The organism is Thauera phenylacetica B4P, from assembly GCF_000310225.1.
Lineage (GTDB): Bacteria > Pseudomonadota > Gammaproteobacteria > Burkholderiales > Rhodocyclaceae > Thauera > Thauera phenylacetica.
This window is the reverse complement of the sequence record NZ_AMXF01000096.1, coordinates 1-14,623: the sequence shown is the minus strand read 5'-3', so window position 1 is coordinate 14,623 and position 14,623 is coordinate 1. Positions and strand designations below refer to the sequence as shown.

The window sequence follows — 14,623 nt, the reverse complement described above, 5'->3', positions numbered from 1 at the left end:
GGCCGGGCTCGCCGAGGCATCGCGTGCGGCGGACTCCTGCGCGCGCGCCGCCTGCAGCTCGCGCTCGGCGGCCTGCGCCGGGCGCGGCTCGCTCGGCCGCATGAGCTCGCGGGTGGCGGAATTCATTGCAGGTGACACGGCTTCCATGACGCTCGCCTCGCTGGTCGTTCTTCGATCGTTCCGGTGCGCGCGGATCTGCGAGCAAAAAGCCCTTCGCTGCCCGCTCCGACGCTCCTGCAGCGGATGTTCTCACGAACCCGGCCGCCGTGGCTGTGGCGCAGGTCACGGCCGCCGGGGAGGTTGCCCCCGGCGGGCGACGGCAACCCAAGAGGCGGCCTCCCCGACCGTAAAAAACACCAAGCCGACCTCCCCACCGGGGGAAGATCGGCCCGCAGTCGTGCCGGCGCAATCGCGCCAGCGCAGGCTCAGCCCGCCAGCGCGCGCCCGATCACCAGCTTCTGGATGTCGCTCGCGCCTTCGTAGATCTGGCACACGCGCACGTCACGGTAGATGCGCTCGACCGGGAAGTCGGTGACGTAGCCGTAGCCGCCGTGCACCTGGATCGCATCCGAGCACACGCGCTCGGCCATCTCGGAGGCGAACAGCTTGGCCATCGAGGCCTCCTTGAGGCAGGGGCGGCCAGCGTCCTTGAGGCTGGCAGCGTGCCACACGAGCTGGCGCGCGGCCTCGAGCTGGGTCGCCATGTCGGCGAGGCGGAAGTTGACCGCCTGGTGCTCGAAGATCGGCTTGCCGAAGCTCTCGCGCTCCTGCGCGTACTTGACCGCGGCCTCCAGCGCGGCGCGCGCCATGCCCAGGCACTGCGCGGCGATGCCGATGCGGCCGGCCTCGAGGTTCGACAGCGCGATCCTGTAGCCCTCGCCTTCCTGGCCGACCACCGAATCCGCGGGGATGCGGCAGTCTTCGAAGAGGATCTGCGTGGTGTCGGAGGCCTTCTGCCCCATCTTCTCCTCGATGCGGCCGACCTGGTAGCCGGGCGCGCTCGCGGGCACCAGGAAGCAGGTGATGCCTTTCTTGCCGGCGGCCTTGTCGGTGACCGCGAATACGATGGCGACGTCGGCGTACTTGCCGGTGGTGATGAACTGCTTGACGCCGTTGAGCACCCATTCGTTACCGTCGCGCACAGCGCTGGTGCGGATCGCCGAGGCGTCCGAGCCCACGTGCGGCTCGGTAAGGCAGAAGCAGCCGAGCTTCTCGCCGCGGGCGAGCGGCTTCAGCCAGGCTTCCTTCTGCGCTTCGCTGCCGAAGCGGTTGAGGATGCCGCAGGGCAGCGAGTTCTGCACGCTGACGATGGTCGAGGTGGCGCCGTCGCCGGCGGCGATCTCTTCGAGCGTGAGCACGAGGCTCATGTAGTCCATGCCGGCGCCGCCCCACTCCTCGGGCACCACCATGCCGAGCGCGCCGAGCTCGGCGAGCTCGTTCAGCGCCTCGCGCGGGAACGTGTGGTTGCGGTCCCATTCGGCGGCGAAGGGGGCCAGGCGCTCCTGCGCGAAGGCGCGCATCGAGTCGCGGATGAGTTCCTGTTCCTGGTTGAGAATCATTGCACTGCTGTCCTTGTAGAAGTCCTTGCTGAGGGCATGACGGGGCCGCCTCGTGAGTGGCCCCGAAGCTTTCGGTCCGTTTCAGCCGCAGGCCACCGAGGCATCGACCTCGATCGCCATCGCGGTGGCCTCGCCGCCGCCGATGCACAGGCTGGCCACGCCGCGCCGGAGGCCGCGCTTGCGCAGCGCGCCGATCAGCGTGACCAGGATGCGCGCGCCCGAGGCGCCGATCGGGTGGCCGAGGGCGCACGCCCCGCCGTTCACGTTGACCTTGTCGTGCGGCAGCTTCATCTCGTGCATCGCCGCCATGGTGACGACCGCGAAGGCCTCGTTGATCTCCCACAGGTCGACCTGTTCGGTGGTCCAGCCGGCCTTCGCCAGCACCTTCTGCATCGCACCCACCGGCGCGGTGGTGAACAGCGCCGGCTGCTGCGCGTGGGTGGCGTGGCCGACGATGGTGGCGACCGGCTTCAGGCCGAGCTTGTCGGCGGTGGACTTGCGCATCAGCACGAGCGCGGCGGCACCATCCGAGATCGAGCTCGAGTTGGCCGGGGTGACGGTGCCATCCTTCTTGAACGCCGGCTTGAGCGTGGGGATCTTGTCGATCTGTGCCTTCAGCGGCTGCTCGTCCTTGTCGACCACCACGTCGCCCTTGCGCCCGGAGACGGTGACCGGCACCACCTCCCAGCTGAAGTCGCCGTTGTTGATCGCGGCCTGCGCGCGCGTGGTCGAGGCGATGGCGAACTCGTCCTGCGCGCTGCGGGTGAACTTGAAGTGCCCGGCGCAGTCCTCGGCAAAGGTGCCCATCAGGCGCCCCTTGTTCTCCTTGGAGTAGCTGTCCTCCAGGCCGTCGAGGAACATGTGGTCGAACATCTGGCCGTGGCCGAGGCGGTAGCCGGCACGCGCCTTGGGCAGCAGGTAGGGTGCGTTGGACATGGACTCCATGCCGCCGGCGACCATGACCTCGTTACTGCCGGCGAGGATCAGGTCATGCGCCAGCATGGTGGCCTTCATGCCCGAGCCGCACACCTTGTTGATCGTGGTGCAGCCGGCCGACAGCGGCAGGCCGGCGCCGAGCGCGGCCTGGCGGGCGGGCGCCTGGCCGAGGCCGGCGGGCAGCACGCAGCCCATGATCACCTCCTGCACCTGCTCGGGCGCGAGGCCGGCGCGCTCGACCGCGGCCTTGATCGCGATGGCGCCGAGCTGCGGCGTGGTCAGGCTGGACAGATCGCCCTGGAAGCCGCCCAGCGGCGTGCGGGCGACGGAAACGATGACGACGGGATCGGACATGCGACTCTCCTGTTTGGTTTGTTGTAGGTGTTGATCGATTCGACTCGCGAAACGCTCAGTTGCCGAGCGCTTCGAGGGCCGCGACATAGCGCGGCATGAGATCCTCGGGGCGGCTGACGTTCATCCCCAGGTCGCGGATCAGGCCGTCCTGCAGGCCGTAGATCCAGCCATGCACGGTGAGGCGCTGGCCGCGTCGCCAGGCGTCCTGCACCACCACGGTCTGCGCCACGTTGGCGACCTGCTCGATGACGTTGAGCTCGCACAGGCGGTCGTGGCGGCGTTCGGGCGCCAGGCTGTCGACCGCCTGCAGGTGGCGCACATGGACGTCCTGCACATGGCGCAGCCACAGATCGACAAGGCCGACGCGCGCGCGCTCGAGCGCCGCCTTGACGCCGCCGCAGCCGTAGTGGCCGACCACCATGACGTGCTTCACATGCAGCACGTCGACCGCGTACTGGATCACCGCCAGCGCGTTGAGGTCGGTGTGCACGATCACGTTGGCGATGTTGCGATGGACGAAGACCTCGCCCGGCAGGAGGCCGACGATCTGGTTGGCCGGCACGCGCGAGTCGGAGCAGCCGATCCACAGATATTCCGGGGCCTGCAGTTGCGCCAGCTTGCCGAAGAAGCCAGGGTCGATCTGCTGCATCTGGCGCGACCACGCCTGGTTGTAGTCGAAGAGGTGGAAGAGGTTCTCGTTGTTGACCTCGTCCTCCGACCAGTTCTCCAGGTCCAGCGTCAGGAAGATCGTGCCCTCGATCGGCGAGGGGTAATAGGCGGGGACTTCCTTGAAACCGAGCTCGCGGTAGAGCTTGACTGCGATCCGCATCGACGGGACGGTGTCGAGCAGGATGCGGCGATAGCCGAACAGGTGCGCCGCCTTGATTGCGGCGAGCGCGAGCTTGCGCCCCACGCCGCGGCCGCGGAAGACAGGATCGACGTAGAGCCGCTTCATCTCGCACACGCCCTCGGAGAAGCGGCGGATGCCCACGCAGCCGGCCGGCTGGCCGTCGACCTCGGCGTAGAACAGGCGGCCGTCGGCCGCGCCATAGGCGCCCGGCAGGTTGGCGATCTCGTCGGCGAAGCCCTGGAAGCTCAGGTCCACGCCGAGCCAGGCGGCGTACTGGCGGAAGAATCCGCGCACATGTTCGAGCTCGGTGGTGTCATCGGCGCCGAGGGCGCACAGGCGGGAAGGCATGGAGGGTCTCCGGGAAGGTGCGTGGGCGGATCTCTCAGGGGAATGCGGTGGGCGACCGTTCAGGCGGCGCGCTCCTTCTTGCCGTGCATGGCCATGATCGTCTGCTGCATCAGCGCGCACAAGGTCCATTTGCCGTCGCGGATGGCGAAGACCTCGGCCTTGGTGATGATCAGCGTGCGCCCCGGCTTGACCACCTCGCCGCGCGCCACCAGGCGCTCGCCGTCGGCGGGGGCGACGAGGTTGAGCTTGTACTCGACGGTGAGCACGCTGGTGTCCGCCGGCGTCAGGGTGTTGGCTGCGTAGCCCGCGGCGGAGTCGGCGATCATGCCGACCACGCCGCCGTGGATGAAGCCGTGCTGCTGCGAGATCTCCGGCTTGAAAGGCAGGTGGATCTCGGTGTATCCGGGCTCGACCACGGGAAGCTCGGCGCCGATCAGGCTCATCGCCTGCTGCAGCGCGAAGCTCGCGCGCACACGCTCGGCGTAGCCGGGGTCGCGGGGCTGGAACTGGGGCGATTCAGGGCGCATGTTCGTGTCTCCGTCGAGTGTGTAATTATGCCTGTCAATACGTTAACGTTAACGTAATCGATCCCATTCCGGAACCGCACGACCGCCCGAACGCCGCCCGCGCAGGCACGAGCCCGCCGCCACACAGGAGCCCCCATGAGCACCGCCAGCCCGACCGCCCTCGAATACCCCTTCGACAGCCTGCCCGCGCCCGGGCACACGATCGAGATCGCCCCCGGCCTGCGCTGGGTGCGCATGCGCCTGCCCTTCGCGCTCGACCACATCAACCTGTGGCTGCTCGACGACGGCGAGGCGCTCGCGGTGGTGGACTGCGGCTTCGCCCGCGAGGAGACGCGCGAGGCCTGGAACACCGTGCTCGCCGCGGACGGCCGGCCGCTGCGCCGCGTCGTGGTGACCCACCACCACCCCGACCACATCGGCCTCGCCACCTGGCTGGCCGCGCGCGACGACGCCGCGATCCACATGACGCAGGGCGAGTTCTTCGCCGCCCAGGCGGTATGGCACCAGCTGCCGGGCTACTGCGCCACCGACATGGTCGAGCAGTTCCGCCGCCACGGCCTCGACGAGATGCGCCGCGATGCCCTGCTGACCCGCGGCAACGCCTACCGCGTCGGCGCGCCGCAGGTGCCGGGCCGCTACGAGCGCATGTTCGCCGGCGACGAGCTGCGCATCGGCGCCCACACCTGGCGCGTCATCGTCGGCTTCGGCCATGCGCCCGAGCACGCCAGCCTGTACTGCGCCGAGCTCGGCGTGCTGATTGCGGGCGACATGTTGCTTCCGCGCATCTCCACAAACGTCAGCGTCTATGCTGCAACGCCACATGGAGACGCCCTGGGCTGGTTTCTTCACTCGTTGCGGGAATTCTGCACCTTGCCCGACGACACGCTCGTGCTACCATCACATGGCAAGCCTTTCAAGGGTATCCGGGCACGCGTGGAGCAGCTTGTCGAGCATCATCGCGATCGCTGCGAGGTGCTGCTGACGGCTTGTGCCATGCCGCAAAGCGCCGCAGCATTGCTGCCGACGCTCTTTCCGCGCGAGCTCGACACCCACCAGGTCATGTTCGCCATGGGGGAAGCGATCGCCCACCTCAACCATCTCGAGAAGACGGGAACGCTCTCGAGACGCGTCGATGCGGACGGCCTGATCCGTTTCACCCCTTGTCCGTAACATTGCCCGCAACAGACCGCCCCGCCGCAAAACAGGAGCCCGAACAAGATGGCCGCACCCACCAACGAGACCCCCTCCTGCGACCTGCCCGACCCGCAGGAAGTCGCCAAAACCTACGCCGAAGTCGCCCGCCGTGCCTCGCACCTGATCAGCGACCACGTGCACCGCCAGCTCAAGAAGGGCGTGAGCACCCCCGCCGACGAGCTCGGCATCGCGCAGGCCTTCATGGACATGATGGCCAAGCTGCTGGCCAACCCGTACAAACTCGCCCAGGCGCAGATGAACCTGGTGTGGGACTACTTCTCGCTGTGGCAGCATTCGATGATGCGCGTCGCCGGCATGAGCGCCTCGCCGGTCGCCGCGCCCGAGAAGTCCGACAAGCGCTTCAAGGACGAGGAGTGGGAGGAGCACTTCCTGTTCGACTTCATCAAGCAGTCCTACCTGATCGCCGCGCGCCATATCCATGACACCGTCAGCGGAGTCGACGGTCTCGACGAACAGACCCAGAAGAAGGTTACCTTCTACACCCGCCAGTACATCGACGCGCTGTCGCCGTCGAACTTCGCGATGACCAACCCCGAGGTCTTCCGCGAGACGGTCAAGAGCCACGGCCAGAACCTGCTCAAGGGCCTCAACAACCTGCTGCGCGACGTCGAGGACGGCGGCGGCAACCTGCGCGTCAAGATGACCGACACCTCGGCCTTCGAGCTGGGCAAGAACGTCGCCACCACGCCGGGCAAGGTCGTGTTTCAGACCGACATGATGCAGCTGCTGCAGTACACCCCGAGCACCGACAAGGTCCTCAAGAAGCCGCTGCTGATCGTGCCGCCCTGGATCAACAAGTTCTACATCCTCGACCTGCGCGAGAAGAACTCCTATATCAAGTGGGCGGTTGACCAGGGCCACACCGTTTTCGTGGTCTCCTGGGTCAACCCCGACGAGCGCCTTGCGCAAAAGAGCTTCGACGCCTACGTCAAGGAAGGCATCCTCGCCGCCCTCGACGCCATCGAGCAGCAGACCGGCGAGAAGGAAGTCAACGCCATCGGCTACTGCCTGGGCGGCACCCTGCTTGCGACCACCCTCGCCTATCTCGCCGCCAAGCGCCAGAAGCGCATCGCCTCGGCGACCTTCTTCACAACCATGACCGACTTCACCGACCCGGGCGAACTCGGCGTGTTCATCGACGAAGGCCAGATCTCCAGCCTCGAGAAGAAAATGTTCGAGCGCGGCTATCTCGAAGGCTCGGAGATGGCCGGCACCTTCAACATGCTGCGCGCCAACGACCTGATCTGGTCCTTCGTGGTCAATAACTACCTGCTCGGCAAGGACCCGTTCCCGTTCGACCTGCTCTACTGGAACTCCGACTCGACCCGCATGCCGGCAGCGATGCACAGCTTCTACCTGCGCACGATGTACATGGAAAACCGCCTGATCGAGCCGGGCGGCATCGAGATCGACGGCACCCCGATCGATCTCTCCAAGATCAAGGTGCCGTGCTACTTCATCTCCACGATCGAGGATCACATCGCGCCGTGGAAGAGCACCTACATGGGCGCCCGCCGCTTCGGCGGCCCGACCCGCTTCGTGCTCGGCGGCTCCGGCCACATCGCCGGCATCGTCAACCCGCCCGCGGCCAACAAGTACGGCTACTGGCTCAACCCGGCCGCCAAGCTCGCCGACACCGCCGACGCCTGGCTGGAAGGCGCGCAGCAACACCCGGGCTCGTGGTGGACCGACTGGCAGGCCTGGGTCACCGCGCACGACAGCGAGCAGGCGGAGGCGCGTGATCCGGCCAAGGGCAAGCTGAAGGCCCTGGAAGACGCGCCGGGCCACTTCGTGAAGATCCGCATCGACGCCAAGGCTGCCGCCTGAGCTTCGTTGCGATGAGGACGGGGAGGGGCGACCCTCCCCGTTTTTCGTTCACCGTCCTGCGGCGCCGTGCCGGCAATGCGGGCAATCAGCCGCGACCTTGATCGAGCCCTCCTCCAGCAGCCCCCAGCCGCCCATCGTCGTGCTCGACACCAACACGGTGCTCGCGCTGTGGATGTTTCATGACCCCGCGCTGGAAGCGCTGCGCCAGTGGATCCACGCGGGGTCTTGCCGCCTGGTCTCGCGTGCCGATGCGCTGGAAGAGTTGCGTCGCGTACTCGCCTATGCCCAATTCGGCCTGGACGCGGGCCGCCAGGACGCCCTGCGCGCGCGCTATCTCGCCCGCCTCGCCGTGCTGCCGGACGATGCCCACCCTGGGGATCTCCCCGGCTGTCGCGATCCCGACGACCAGAAGTTCCTCGAGATCGCCGGCGCTGCCGGAGCGGCCACCCTGATCACCCGCGACAAGGCCCTGCTGCGCCTCGCGCGCCACCGCCTGGTGCGCGCAAGCTTCACCATCCTTACACCCGAGCGCATGCAGCAAGCGCTCACGCCAGCGACCGACGCGCCGACCTGAGCCGCGGGCTTACGCCGACCCGCGCCGCAGCGCGATCAGCCAGCGCAGCCCGCGCGCGGCGCGGCTGCCGTACCACGACACCATCTCGCCATCGACCAGCAGTGCGGGACGGCGTGCGAGCGCCTCGACCTCCGGCAGGTGCGCCTCACGGAAGCGGTAGGGCTCGGTCGACAGCAGCACGCGTGCGACATCGGCGAGCCAGGGCGCGCCCCAGTCGAAGGCGGGATAGCGCGCCGCCCCGGTCTCGCCGCCCTCCACCGCGGGCAGGGTGTGCCAGCCGACCTCGGCGAGCGTGGCGGCGATGTAGGTGTCGCGGGCGACGGTCATCCAGGGCTCACGCCAGATGAGGTAGAGCACGCGCTCGTCGGCCAGCGTCGTGCGCAGCGCCGCCGCTTCGGCGAGCGCGGCGCGCAGCTCGTCGGCGAGCCGGGCGGCGGCGTCCTCGGCGCCGAAGATGCCGCCGAGCAGCGCGAAGAGGGGCAGGTTGTCCTGCGGCGTGTTGGGATGGGTGACGACGATATGGGGCACGAAGGCGGCCAGCGCGTCGACCGTCTCGCGGCGGTTCTCGTCCATGTTTACAAGGACGTGGGTGGGCGCGAGCTCGCGGATCCGTTCGAGCTTGACGTCCTTGGTGCCGCCCACCTTGGGCACGCCGCGCAGCGCCTCATGCGGATGCACGCAGAAGCCGGTGCGTCCCACCAGGCGGTCGCCCAGGCCGAGCTCGAACACCAGCTCGGTGAGCGAGGGCACCAGCGATACGATGCGCGCATCGGGGCCGGCCGGCGCATGCCGCCGCCCGACGGCGTCGGTCGATGTCCAAACCACATCCTGTGAGGTTCTGGCGTACATGGTCAGCGTCTTCGGCGTGGCGTCGGGTCCCGAATTTTATCGTGCAACGGCCCGCCAGGCGCCGCTGCGCGCGCAAAACGCCCACGCGCCGCGCACTTCGGGAAATCCCGAGTGCAGGCACGGGTGGTTCTGTGCCAAGCTTGGACACCCTGGACCGGGCGCCAGAGGCGGATGTCACGCTCATCCCGACGCCTCGCCCCGATCCTCAGCACCGATTCCGCCCTGTCGGCGCGCCTTCGGGCAGCCGGATCTTCACCTTTCACGGAGAACGCACTCATGAAAAAACTGACTGCCCTTGCTGCCGCCTTCGCAATCGCCGCCTCGCTCGGCGCCGCCCCCGCGCACGCCCAGCAGAAGTTCGTCACGATCGGCACCGGTGGCGTGACGGGCGTCTATTACGCGGCTGGCGGCGCGATCTGCCGCCTGATCAACAAGGACCGCGCCCAGCACGGCCTGCGCTGCTCGGTCGAGAGCACCGGCGGCTCGGTGTACAACGTCAACACCATCAAAGCCGGCGAGCTCGACTTCGGCGTGGCGCAGTCCGACGTGCAGTTCAACGCGATCAAGGGCGAGGCCCAGTTCAAGGACGGCGGCCCGGTGAGCGATCTGCGCGCCGTGTTCGCGCTGCACCCCGAGCCGCTGACGATCCTGTCGCGCAAGGAAGCCAACGTCGCCAAGATGGAGGACTTCAAGGGCAAGCGCTTCAACGTCGGCAACCCGGGCTCGGGCCAGCGCGCGACCATGGCGATGCTGCTGCCGGCGATGGGCATGGCCGAATCCGACTTCTCGCTGGTGTCCGAGCTCAAGCCCGACGAGCACAGCGCGGCCCTGTGCGACAACAAGATCGACGGTTTCGCCTACGTCGTCGGCCACCCGGCCGCCAACATCCAGGACCCGACCACCACCTGCGGCGCCAAGCTGGTGTCGATCACCGGCCCGGCGGTCGACAAGCTGGTCGCCGAGCACCCCTACTTCGCCAAGGTGCAGATCCCGGGCGGCCTGTACGCCAACAACCCGAACGCGACCGACACCTTCGGCGTGGTGGCGAGCATCGTGAGTTCAGCCAAGGTGCCGACCGACACGGTCTACACCCTGGTGAAGGCGGTGTTCGAGAACTTCGAGGACTTCAAGAAGCTGCACCCGGCCTTCGCCAACCTCGATCCGCAGCACATGATCAAGGACGGCCTGTCGGCGCCGCTGCATGAAGGCGCGGTGAAGTACTACAAGGAAAAGGGCTGGATGTAATTCCGCCGGCCGGCGCGCCTGCACGGTGCGCCGGTTCCTGCTGAGCAAACGGCGGCGCCCCCCGAGGTCCCGCCGTTTTTTGTCTCCGTCACGAACCTGAGAGGCGCTCCTCATGACCCGCCCGGACGAAAGCAAGGACAAGGCCAGCTTCGAGCTGTCCGATGAAGAGCTCAAGAAGATCGTCGCCGAGGCCGACACCGGCGGACGCAAGCCCACCGGTTTCACCGCCCAGTTGCTGCTGATGGTGGCTCTGGCGTGGTCGCTGTTCCAGCTCTGGATCGCCTCGCCGCTGCCCTTCTCGCTGGGCGTGTTCGTGTTCAACGACACCGAATCGCGCGCCATCCACCTCGCTTTCGCCATCTTCCTCGCCTTTGCCGCGTATCCGGCGCTCAAGCGCTCGCCGCGCGACTACGTGCCGGTGCAGGACTGGGTGCTGGCTGCCGTGGCGGCCTTCTGTGCGGCCTACCTGTTCCTGTTCTACAAGGAGCTTGCCGAGCGCCCGGGCACACCGACCGACATGGACCTGGCGGCTGCGGTGGTCGGCATGCTGCTGCTGCTCGAGGCCGCGCGTCGCGCGCTCGGCCTGCCGATGGTGATCCTCGCCGCGGTGTTCCTCGTCTACATCTTCTTCGGTCCCTACATGCCCGACGTCATCGCCCACCGCGGCGCCTCGCTGGCCAAGGGCATGAGCCACATGTGGCTGACCACCGAGGGCGTGTTCGGCGTGGCGGTCGGGGTGTCGACCAGCTTCATCTTCCTGTTCGTGCTGTTCGGCGCGCTGCTCGAGACCGCCGGCGCCGGCGCCTACTTCATCAAGTCGGCGATCGCGCTGCTCGGCCACATGCGCGGCGGCCCGGCCAAGGCGGCGGTGGTGGCCTCGGCCAGCACCGGCCTCATCTCCGGCTCGTCAATCGCCAACGTGGTCACCACCGGCACCTTCACCATCCCGCTGATGAAGAGCGTGGGCTACCGCGCCGACAAGGCCGCGGCGGTCGAGGTGGCGTCGTCGGTCAACGGCCAGATCATGCCGCCGGTGATGGGCGCGGCGGCCTTCCTGATGGTCGAGTACGTGGGCATCACCTACGTGCAGGTGATGAAGCACGCGATCCTGCCGGCGCTGATCTCGTACATCGCGCTGTACTACATCGTGCACCTCGAGGCCCTGAAGATGAACCTGCAGGGCCTGCCGCGGCGCGAGTCACTGCCGTGGCAGCGGGCGATGATCTCGACCACGCTGACCGTCTCCGGCCTCGTCATCCTGTCGGCGATCATCTACTGGGGCTTCGGCTGGCTAAAGACCGTGTTCGGCGAAAGCACCTTCATCGTCATCGGCCTGCTGATGCTCGGGGCCTACGTGGCGCTGGTGCGCTACGCGGCGAACTTCCCCGAGCTGCACATGGAGAAGCCCGACGAGAAGATGGAGTACCTGCCCGAGATCGGCCCGACGCTCAAGGCCGGCCTGCACTTCCTGCTGCCGGTGGCGGCGCTGATCTGGAACCTGATGGTCGAGCAGCTCTCGCCGGCGCTGTCGGCGTTCTGGGCGACGCTGTTCCTGATGTTCATCCTCGTCACCCAGCGTCCGCTGTTCGCACTCTTCCGTCGCACGGGCGACGTCGGCGCAGCGGCGAAGCAGGGCTTCTCGGATCTGTTCTCCGGGCTGGTGACCGGTGCGCGCAACATGATCGGCATCGCAATCGCCACCGCGACCGCCGGCATCATCGTCGGCACGGTCACGCTCACCGGCATCGGCCTGGCGATGACCGAGCTCGTTGAGGTGCTGTCGGGCGGCAACCTGATGATCATGCTGATCCTGGTGGCGATCATCTGCCTGGTGCTGGGCATGGGCCTGCCGACCACGGCGAACTACATCGTGGTGTCGACGCTGATGGCGCCGGTGATCGTCGAACTGGGTGCGCAGACCGGGCTGCTGGTGCCGCTGATCGCGGTGCACATGTTCGTGTTCTATTTCGGCCTGATGGCCGACGTGACGCCACCGGTGGGCCTGGCCTCGTACGCGGCCGCCGGCATCGCCAAGAGCGAACCGATGCTGACCGGCCTCACCGCCTTCAGCTACAGCGCGCGGACGGCGATCCTGCCGTTCATGTTCATCTTCAACACCCAGTTGCTGCTGATCGGCATCGACAACACCTTCCAGTTGATCCTGACGATCATCACCGCGACGTTGGCGAGCATGATGTTCGCGGCGGCGACGCAGGGCTACTTCATCACCAAGAGCAGGCTGCACGAGTCGGCGCTGCTGCTGCTGGTGACCTTCACGCTGTTCCGCCCGGGTTTCTGGATGGACATGATGTATCCGCCCTATGACGAGATCCCGCCCACCGAGCTCACCCGCCTGGTCGAGGAAGCCCCGCGCAACGGCAACCTGCGCGTATGGGTGGAGGGCATGAACCTGGAAGGGCAGGACATCTCGAAGGGCGTGCTTCTGCCGCTCGGCAACAAGGCCGAGAAGGCCAGCGAGCGCCTGGGGGCGATGGGGCTGACGGTGATGACGCTCGGCGATCAGGTCCAGGTCGGTGCGGTGCGCTTCGGCAGTCAGGCCGAGAAGCTCGGGCTGGAGCAGGGCTACTCGATCACCGCGATCGAGATCCCCTCGGGCGAGCGCCCGGCCAAGGAGTGGATGTTCATCCCGGCCTTCATCCTGCTCGGCCTGGTGTACGCGATGCAGAAGCCGCGCCAGCGGCGCGCGGAGGCAGAGCGCGCCGCGACCTAGCACCCAGAGATCCGGGGCCTGCGAGGGCCCCGGCACTGCTGCAGGCACTCAAGAAAGCCGTCACGGCCCAAGGGCAGGACGGCTTTTTTCACATTGGGCCGGGGGTGAATCACCGCCCCCGGGAGCAAGGTCCGATCAGATCAGTGAAGGTCCGGCGACGATCGCTGCCGCGTCCTTCTCGCTGATGCGCACGCTCGCGTTCATGATCACCAGCGCGATCAGCCAGTCGCGCAGGCGCTCGGCGCCATCGTCCTCGAGCACGAGGAAGCGGCAGCCCGCCTGCCCGCTCGCGGCGATGAAGTTCACCGCCTGTGCGCGACCGCGGATCTGGTCGGGCACGCCCTCGCGCTGCAGCACGAAGTCGAAGGGCTCCCCTCCCGCCGGCGGCGCCGCGGCGGCGATCGCGAAGCCATCGACCGAGATGTCGCGCAGCGCCACGCGCTCGCTCCCGATCGTCACCCAGAGGTAAGGCTGCCCCCGGCGCTGCCCCAGGAAACGCTGGATGCGCCGGCGCTCTGCGGCCTCGGCCGCCTGCGGCTGCGGGCTGGCGTCGCGATCGCTCATGGTCAGCCGCGCTCCTTGCGTACGCGGGCGATCAGCTCGTCGGCGACCTTGAGGGTGTTCTCGTGGCTGCCGGTGAGCGAGGCCGAGGTGAGGTAGCGGCCACCGACCACCATCGCCGGCACGCCCTGGATCTTCAACGCGCGCGCGAGCTGGTCGGCGCGCTGCACCATCGAGCCGACGCCGAAGGACTTGTAGGTCTCGACGAACTTGGCCGCATCGCCCACCTTGCCGGCGATCCACTCGGACACCTGCTGCTCGTTGAACAGCGGGCGCTTGTCGTCCTGCACCGCAGCGAAGATCGTCGGCTCGAGCGCGGCGAGCTCGCCGGTGATCTGCGCGGCGTAGAACAGGCGGGCCAGGCCGCTCAGCTGGGCGTTGTTCCAGACCGCCGGCACCGCGCGGAAGGCAACGTCGGCGGGGAGTTTCTTCTTCCAGGCGGTGATCAGCGGATGGAAGTCGCGGCAGTGCGGGCAGCCGTAGTGGAAGAACTCGAGCACCTCGATCTTCGAGGGGTCGTCCGCCTTCTGCGCCGGCTCGATGATCTGAAAGGGCTCGTTCGCCTGCACGACCGAGGCGGCGGGAAGGGCGAGGGCCAGGCCGGCCAGCTTGAGGGCATCACGACGATTCATGCGGAACTCCATTGACTAGGGCTGGGTGAGACGCGGCCGGCGCACGGACGTTCCATGCGCACCGCCACGTCCAGGCTCACTGGTTGCGGCTCACCGAGGCGTTGAAGCCGGCGTCGGAGAGGCGCGCGCGCATCGGGTTCATGTCCTCGGGCTTGGCGAAAGGACCCACGCGCACGCGGTGCACGACGCGCCCGTCGGGCAGCTGCGCGCGCTGCGCGCTCGCCTGGATGCCCGAGAGCGCCAGCCGCGCCTTCAGGTTGTCGGCCTCGGAGGGGTTCTCGAACGAGCCCACCTGCAGGTAGATACGCTCGTTGCGCGGCGGTGCGGGGGGTGCCGCCGGCGCGGGCTGCAGCGAGGCCTCGACCACCGGCGCCGGGGCCTGCTGCGCGGGCACGGCCGGCGGCGGCGCCTGCAC

At 68.0% G+C, this 14,623-nt stretch carries 13 protein-coding genes; 5 read left to right on the top strand and 8 right to left on the bottom strand.

Annotated features, from left to right (window positions below; all coding sequences use genetic code 11):
• Nucleotides 1–425: 425 nt before the first annotated feature.
• The 4 genes from C667_RS12955 to C667_RS12940 all read right to left on the bottom strand — a co-directional run bounded on the left by C667_RS12955 (nucleotide 426) and on the right by C667_RS12940 (nucleotide 4,574).
• Nucleotides 426–1,559: an acyl-CoA dehydrogenase gene (locus C667_RS12955; RefSeq protein WP_004365176.1), complete on the bottom strand. Its 1,134-nt coding sequence runs from the start codon at nucleotides 1,557–1,559 to the stop codon at nucleotides 426–428.
• Between the two features lie 81 nt (nucleotides 1,560–1,640).
• Nucleotides 1,641–2,849, bottom strand: coding sequence for an acetyl-CoA C-acetyltransferase (locus C667_RS12950; RefSeq protein ID WP_004365175.1), 1,209 nt, complete (start codon nucleotides 2,847–2,849; stop codon nucleotides 1,641–1,643).
• A gap of 55 nt (nucleotides 2,850–2,904) precedes the next feature.
• Nucleotides 2,905–4,047, bottom strand: a complete 1,143-nt coding sequence (can, locus tag C667_RS12945) for a carbonate dehydratase (protein WP_004365173.1) — start codon at nucleotides 4,045–4,047, stop codon at nucleotides 2,905–2,907.
• A gap of 59 nt (nucleotides 4,048–4,106) precedes the next feature.
• Entirely contained in the window at nucleotides 4,107–4,574 is a 468-nt protein-coding gene (locus C667_RS12940; RefSeq protein WP_004365170.1) for a PaaI family thioesterase, read from the bottom strand.
• Nucleotides 4,575–4,709: 135 nt separating this feature from the next.
• On the opposite strand from C667_RS12940, the gene C667_RS12935 reads away from it, so the two are divergent.
• From C667_RS12935 to C667_RS12925, 3 genes are all read left to right on the top strand, one after another.
• Complete coding sequence (locus tag C667_RS12935; protein WP_004365166.1) at nucleotides 4,710–5,744, top strand: MBL fold metallo-hydrolase; 1,035 nt, start codon at nucleotides 4,710–4,712, stop codon at nucleotides 5,742–5,744.
• Nucleotides 5,745–5,792: 48 nt separating this feature from the next.
• Complete coding sequence (gene phaC, locus C667_RS12930; protein ID WP_004365163.1) at nucleotides 5,793–7,616, top strand: class I poly(R)-hydroxyalkanoic acid synthase; 1,824 nt, start codon at nucleotides 5,793–5,795, stop codon at nucleotides 7,614–7,616.
• 97 nt (nucleotides 7,617–7,713) lie between these two features.
• On the top strand, nucleotides 7,714–8,190 hold the full coding sequence (locus C667_RS12925) for a putative toxin-antitoxin system toxin component, PIN family (RefSeq protein WP_004365161.1): 477 nt from the start codon (nucleotides 7,714–7,716) through the stop codon (nucleotides 8,188–8,190).
• Nucleotides 8,191–8,199: 9 nt separating this feature from the next.
• Here C667_RS12925 and C667_RS12920 read toward each other — a convergent pair whose 3' ends face one another.
• A complete protein-coding gene (locus C667_RS12920; RefSeq protein WP_004365159.1) occupies nucleotides 8,200–9,039 on the bottom strand; it encodes a helical backbone metal receptor in 840 nt (279 codons plus the stop codon).
• Between the two features lie 276 nt (nucleotides 9,040–9,315).
• Here C667_RS12920 and C667_RS12915 point away from each other — a divergent pair, with 276 nt between their 5' ends.
• On the top strand, nucleotides 9,316–10,284 hold the full coding sequence (locus C667_RS12915; protein WP_004365148.1) for a TAXI family TRAP transporter solute-binding subunit: 969 nt from the start codon (nucleotides 9,316–9,318) through the stop codon (nucleotides 10,282–10,284).
• A 112-nt stretch (nucleotides 10,285–10,396) separates the two neighbouring features.
• Nucleotides 10,397–13,015 carry a TRAP transporter permease gene (locus C667_RS12910; protein WP_004365147.1) on the top strand — a complete coding sequence of 873 codons (2,619 nt, stop codon included), beginning with the start codon at nucleotides 10,397–10,399 and terminating at the stop codon, nucleotides 13,013–13,015.
• A gap of 135 nt (nucleotides 13,016–13,150) precedes the next feature.
• Here C667_RS12910 and C667_RS12905 read toward each other — a convergent pair whose 3' ends face one another.
• The 3 genes from C667_RS12905 to C667_RS12895 all read right to left on the bottom strand — a co-directional run.
• Nucleotides 13,151–13,579 (bottom strand): PilZ domain-containing protein, encoded by a 429-nt coding sequence (locus C667_RS12905; protein WP_004365146.1) that lies wholly within the window; start codon nucleotides 13,577–13,579, stop codon nucleotides 13,151–13,153.
• Between the two features lie 2 nt (nucleotides 13,580–13,581).
• Nucleotides 13,582–14,208, bottom strand: coding sequence for a thiol:disulfide interchange protein DsbA/DsbL (locus C667_RS12900; RefSeq protein WP_004365145.1), 627 nt, complete (start codon nucleotides 14,206–14,208; stop codon nucleotides 13,582–13,584).
• A 76-nt stretch (nucleotides 14,209–14,284) separates the two neighbouring features.
• Nucleotides 14,285–14,623, bottom strand: a 339-nt coding sequence (locus C667_RS12895; protein ID WP_039921489.1) for an SPOR domain-containing protein, incomplete at its 5' end; no start/stop codon positions are given.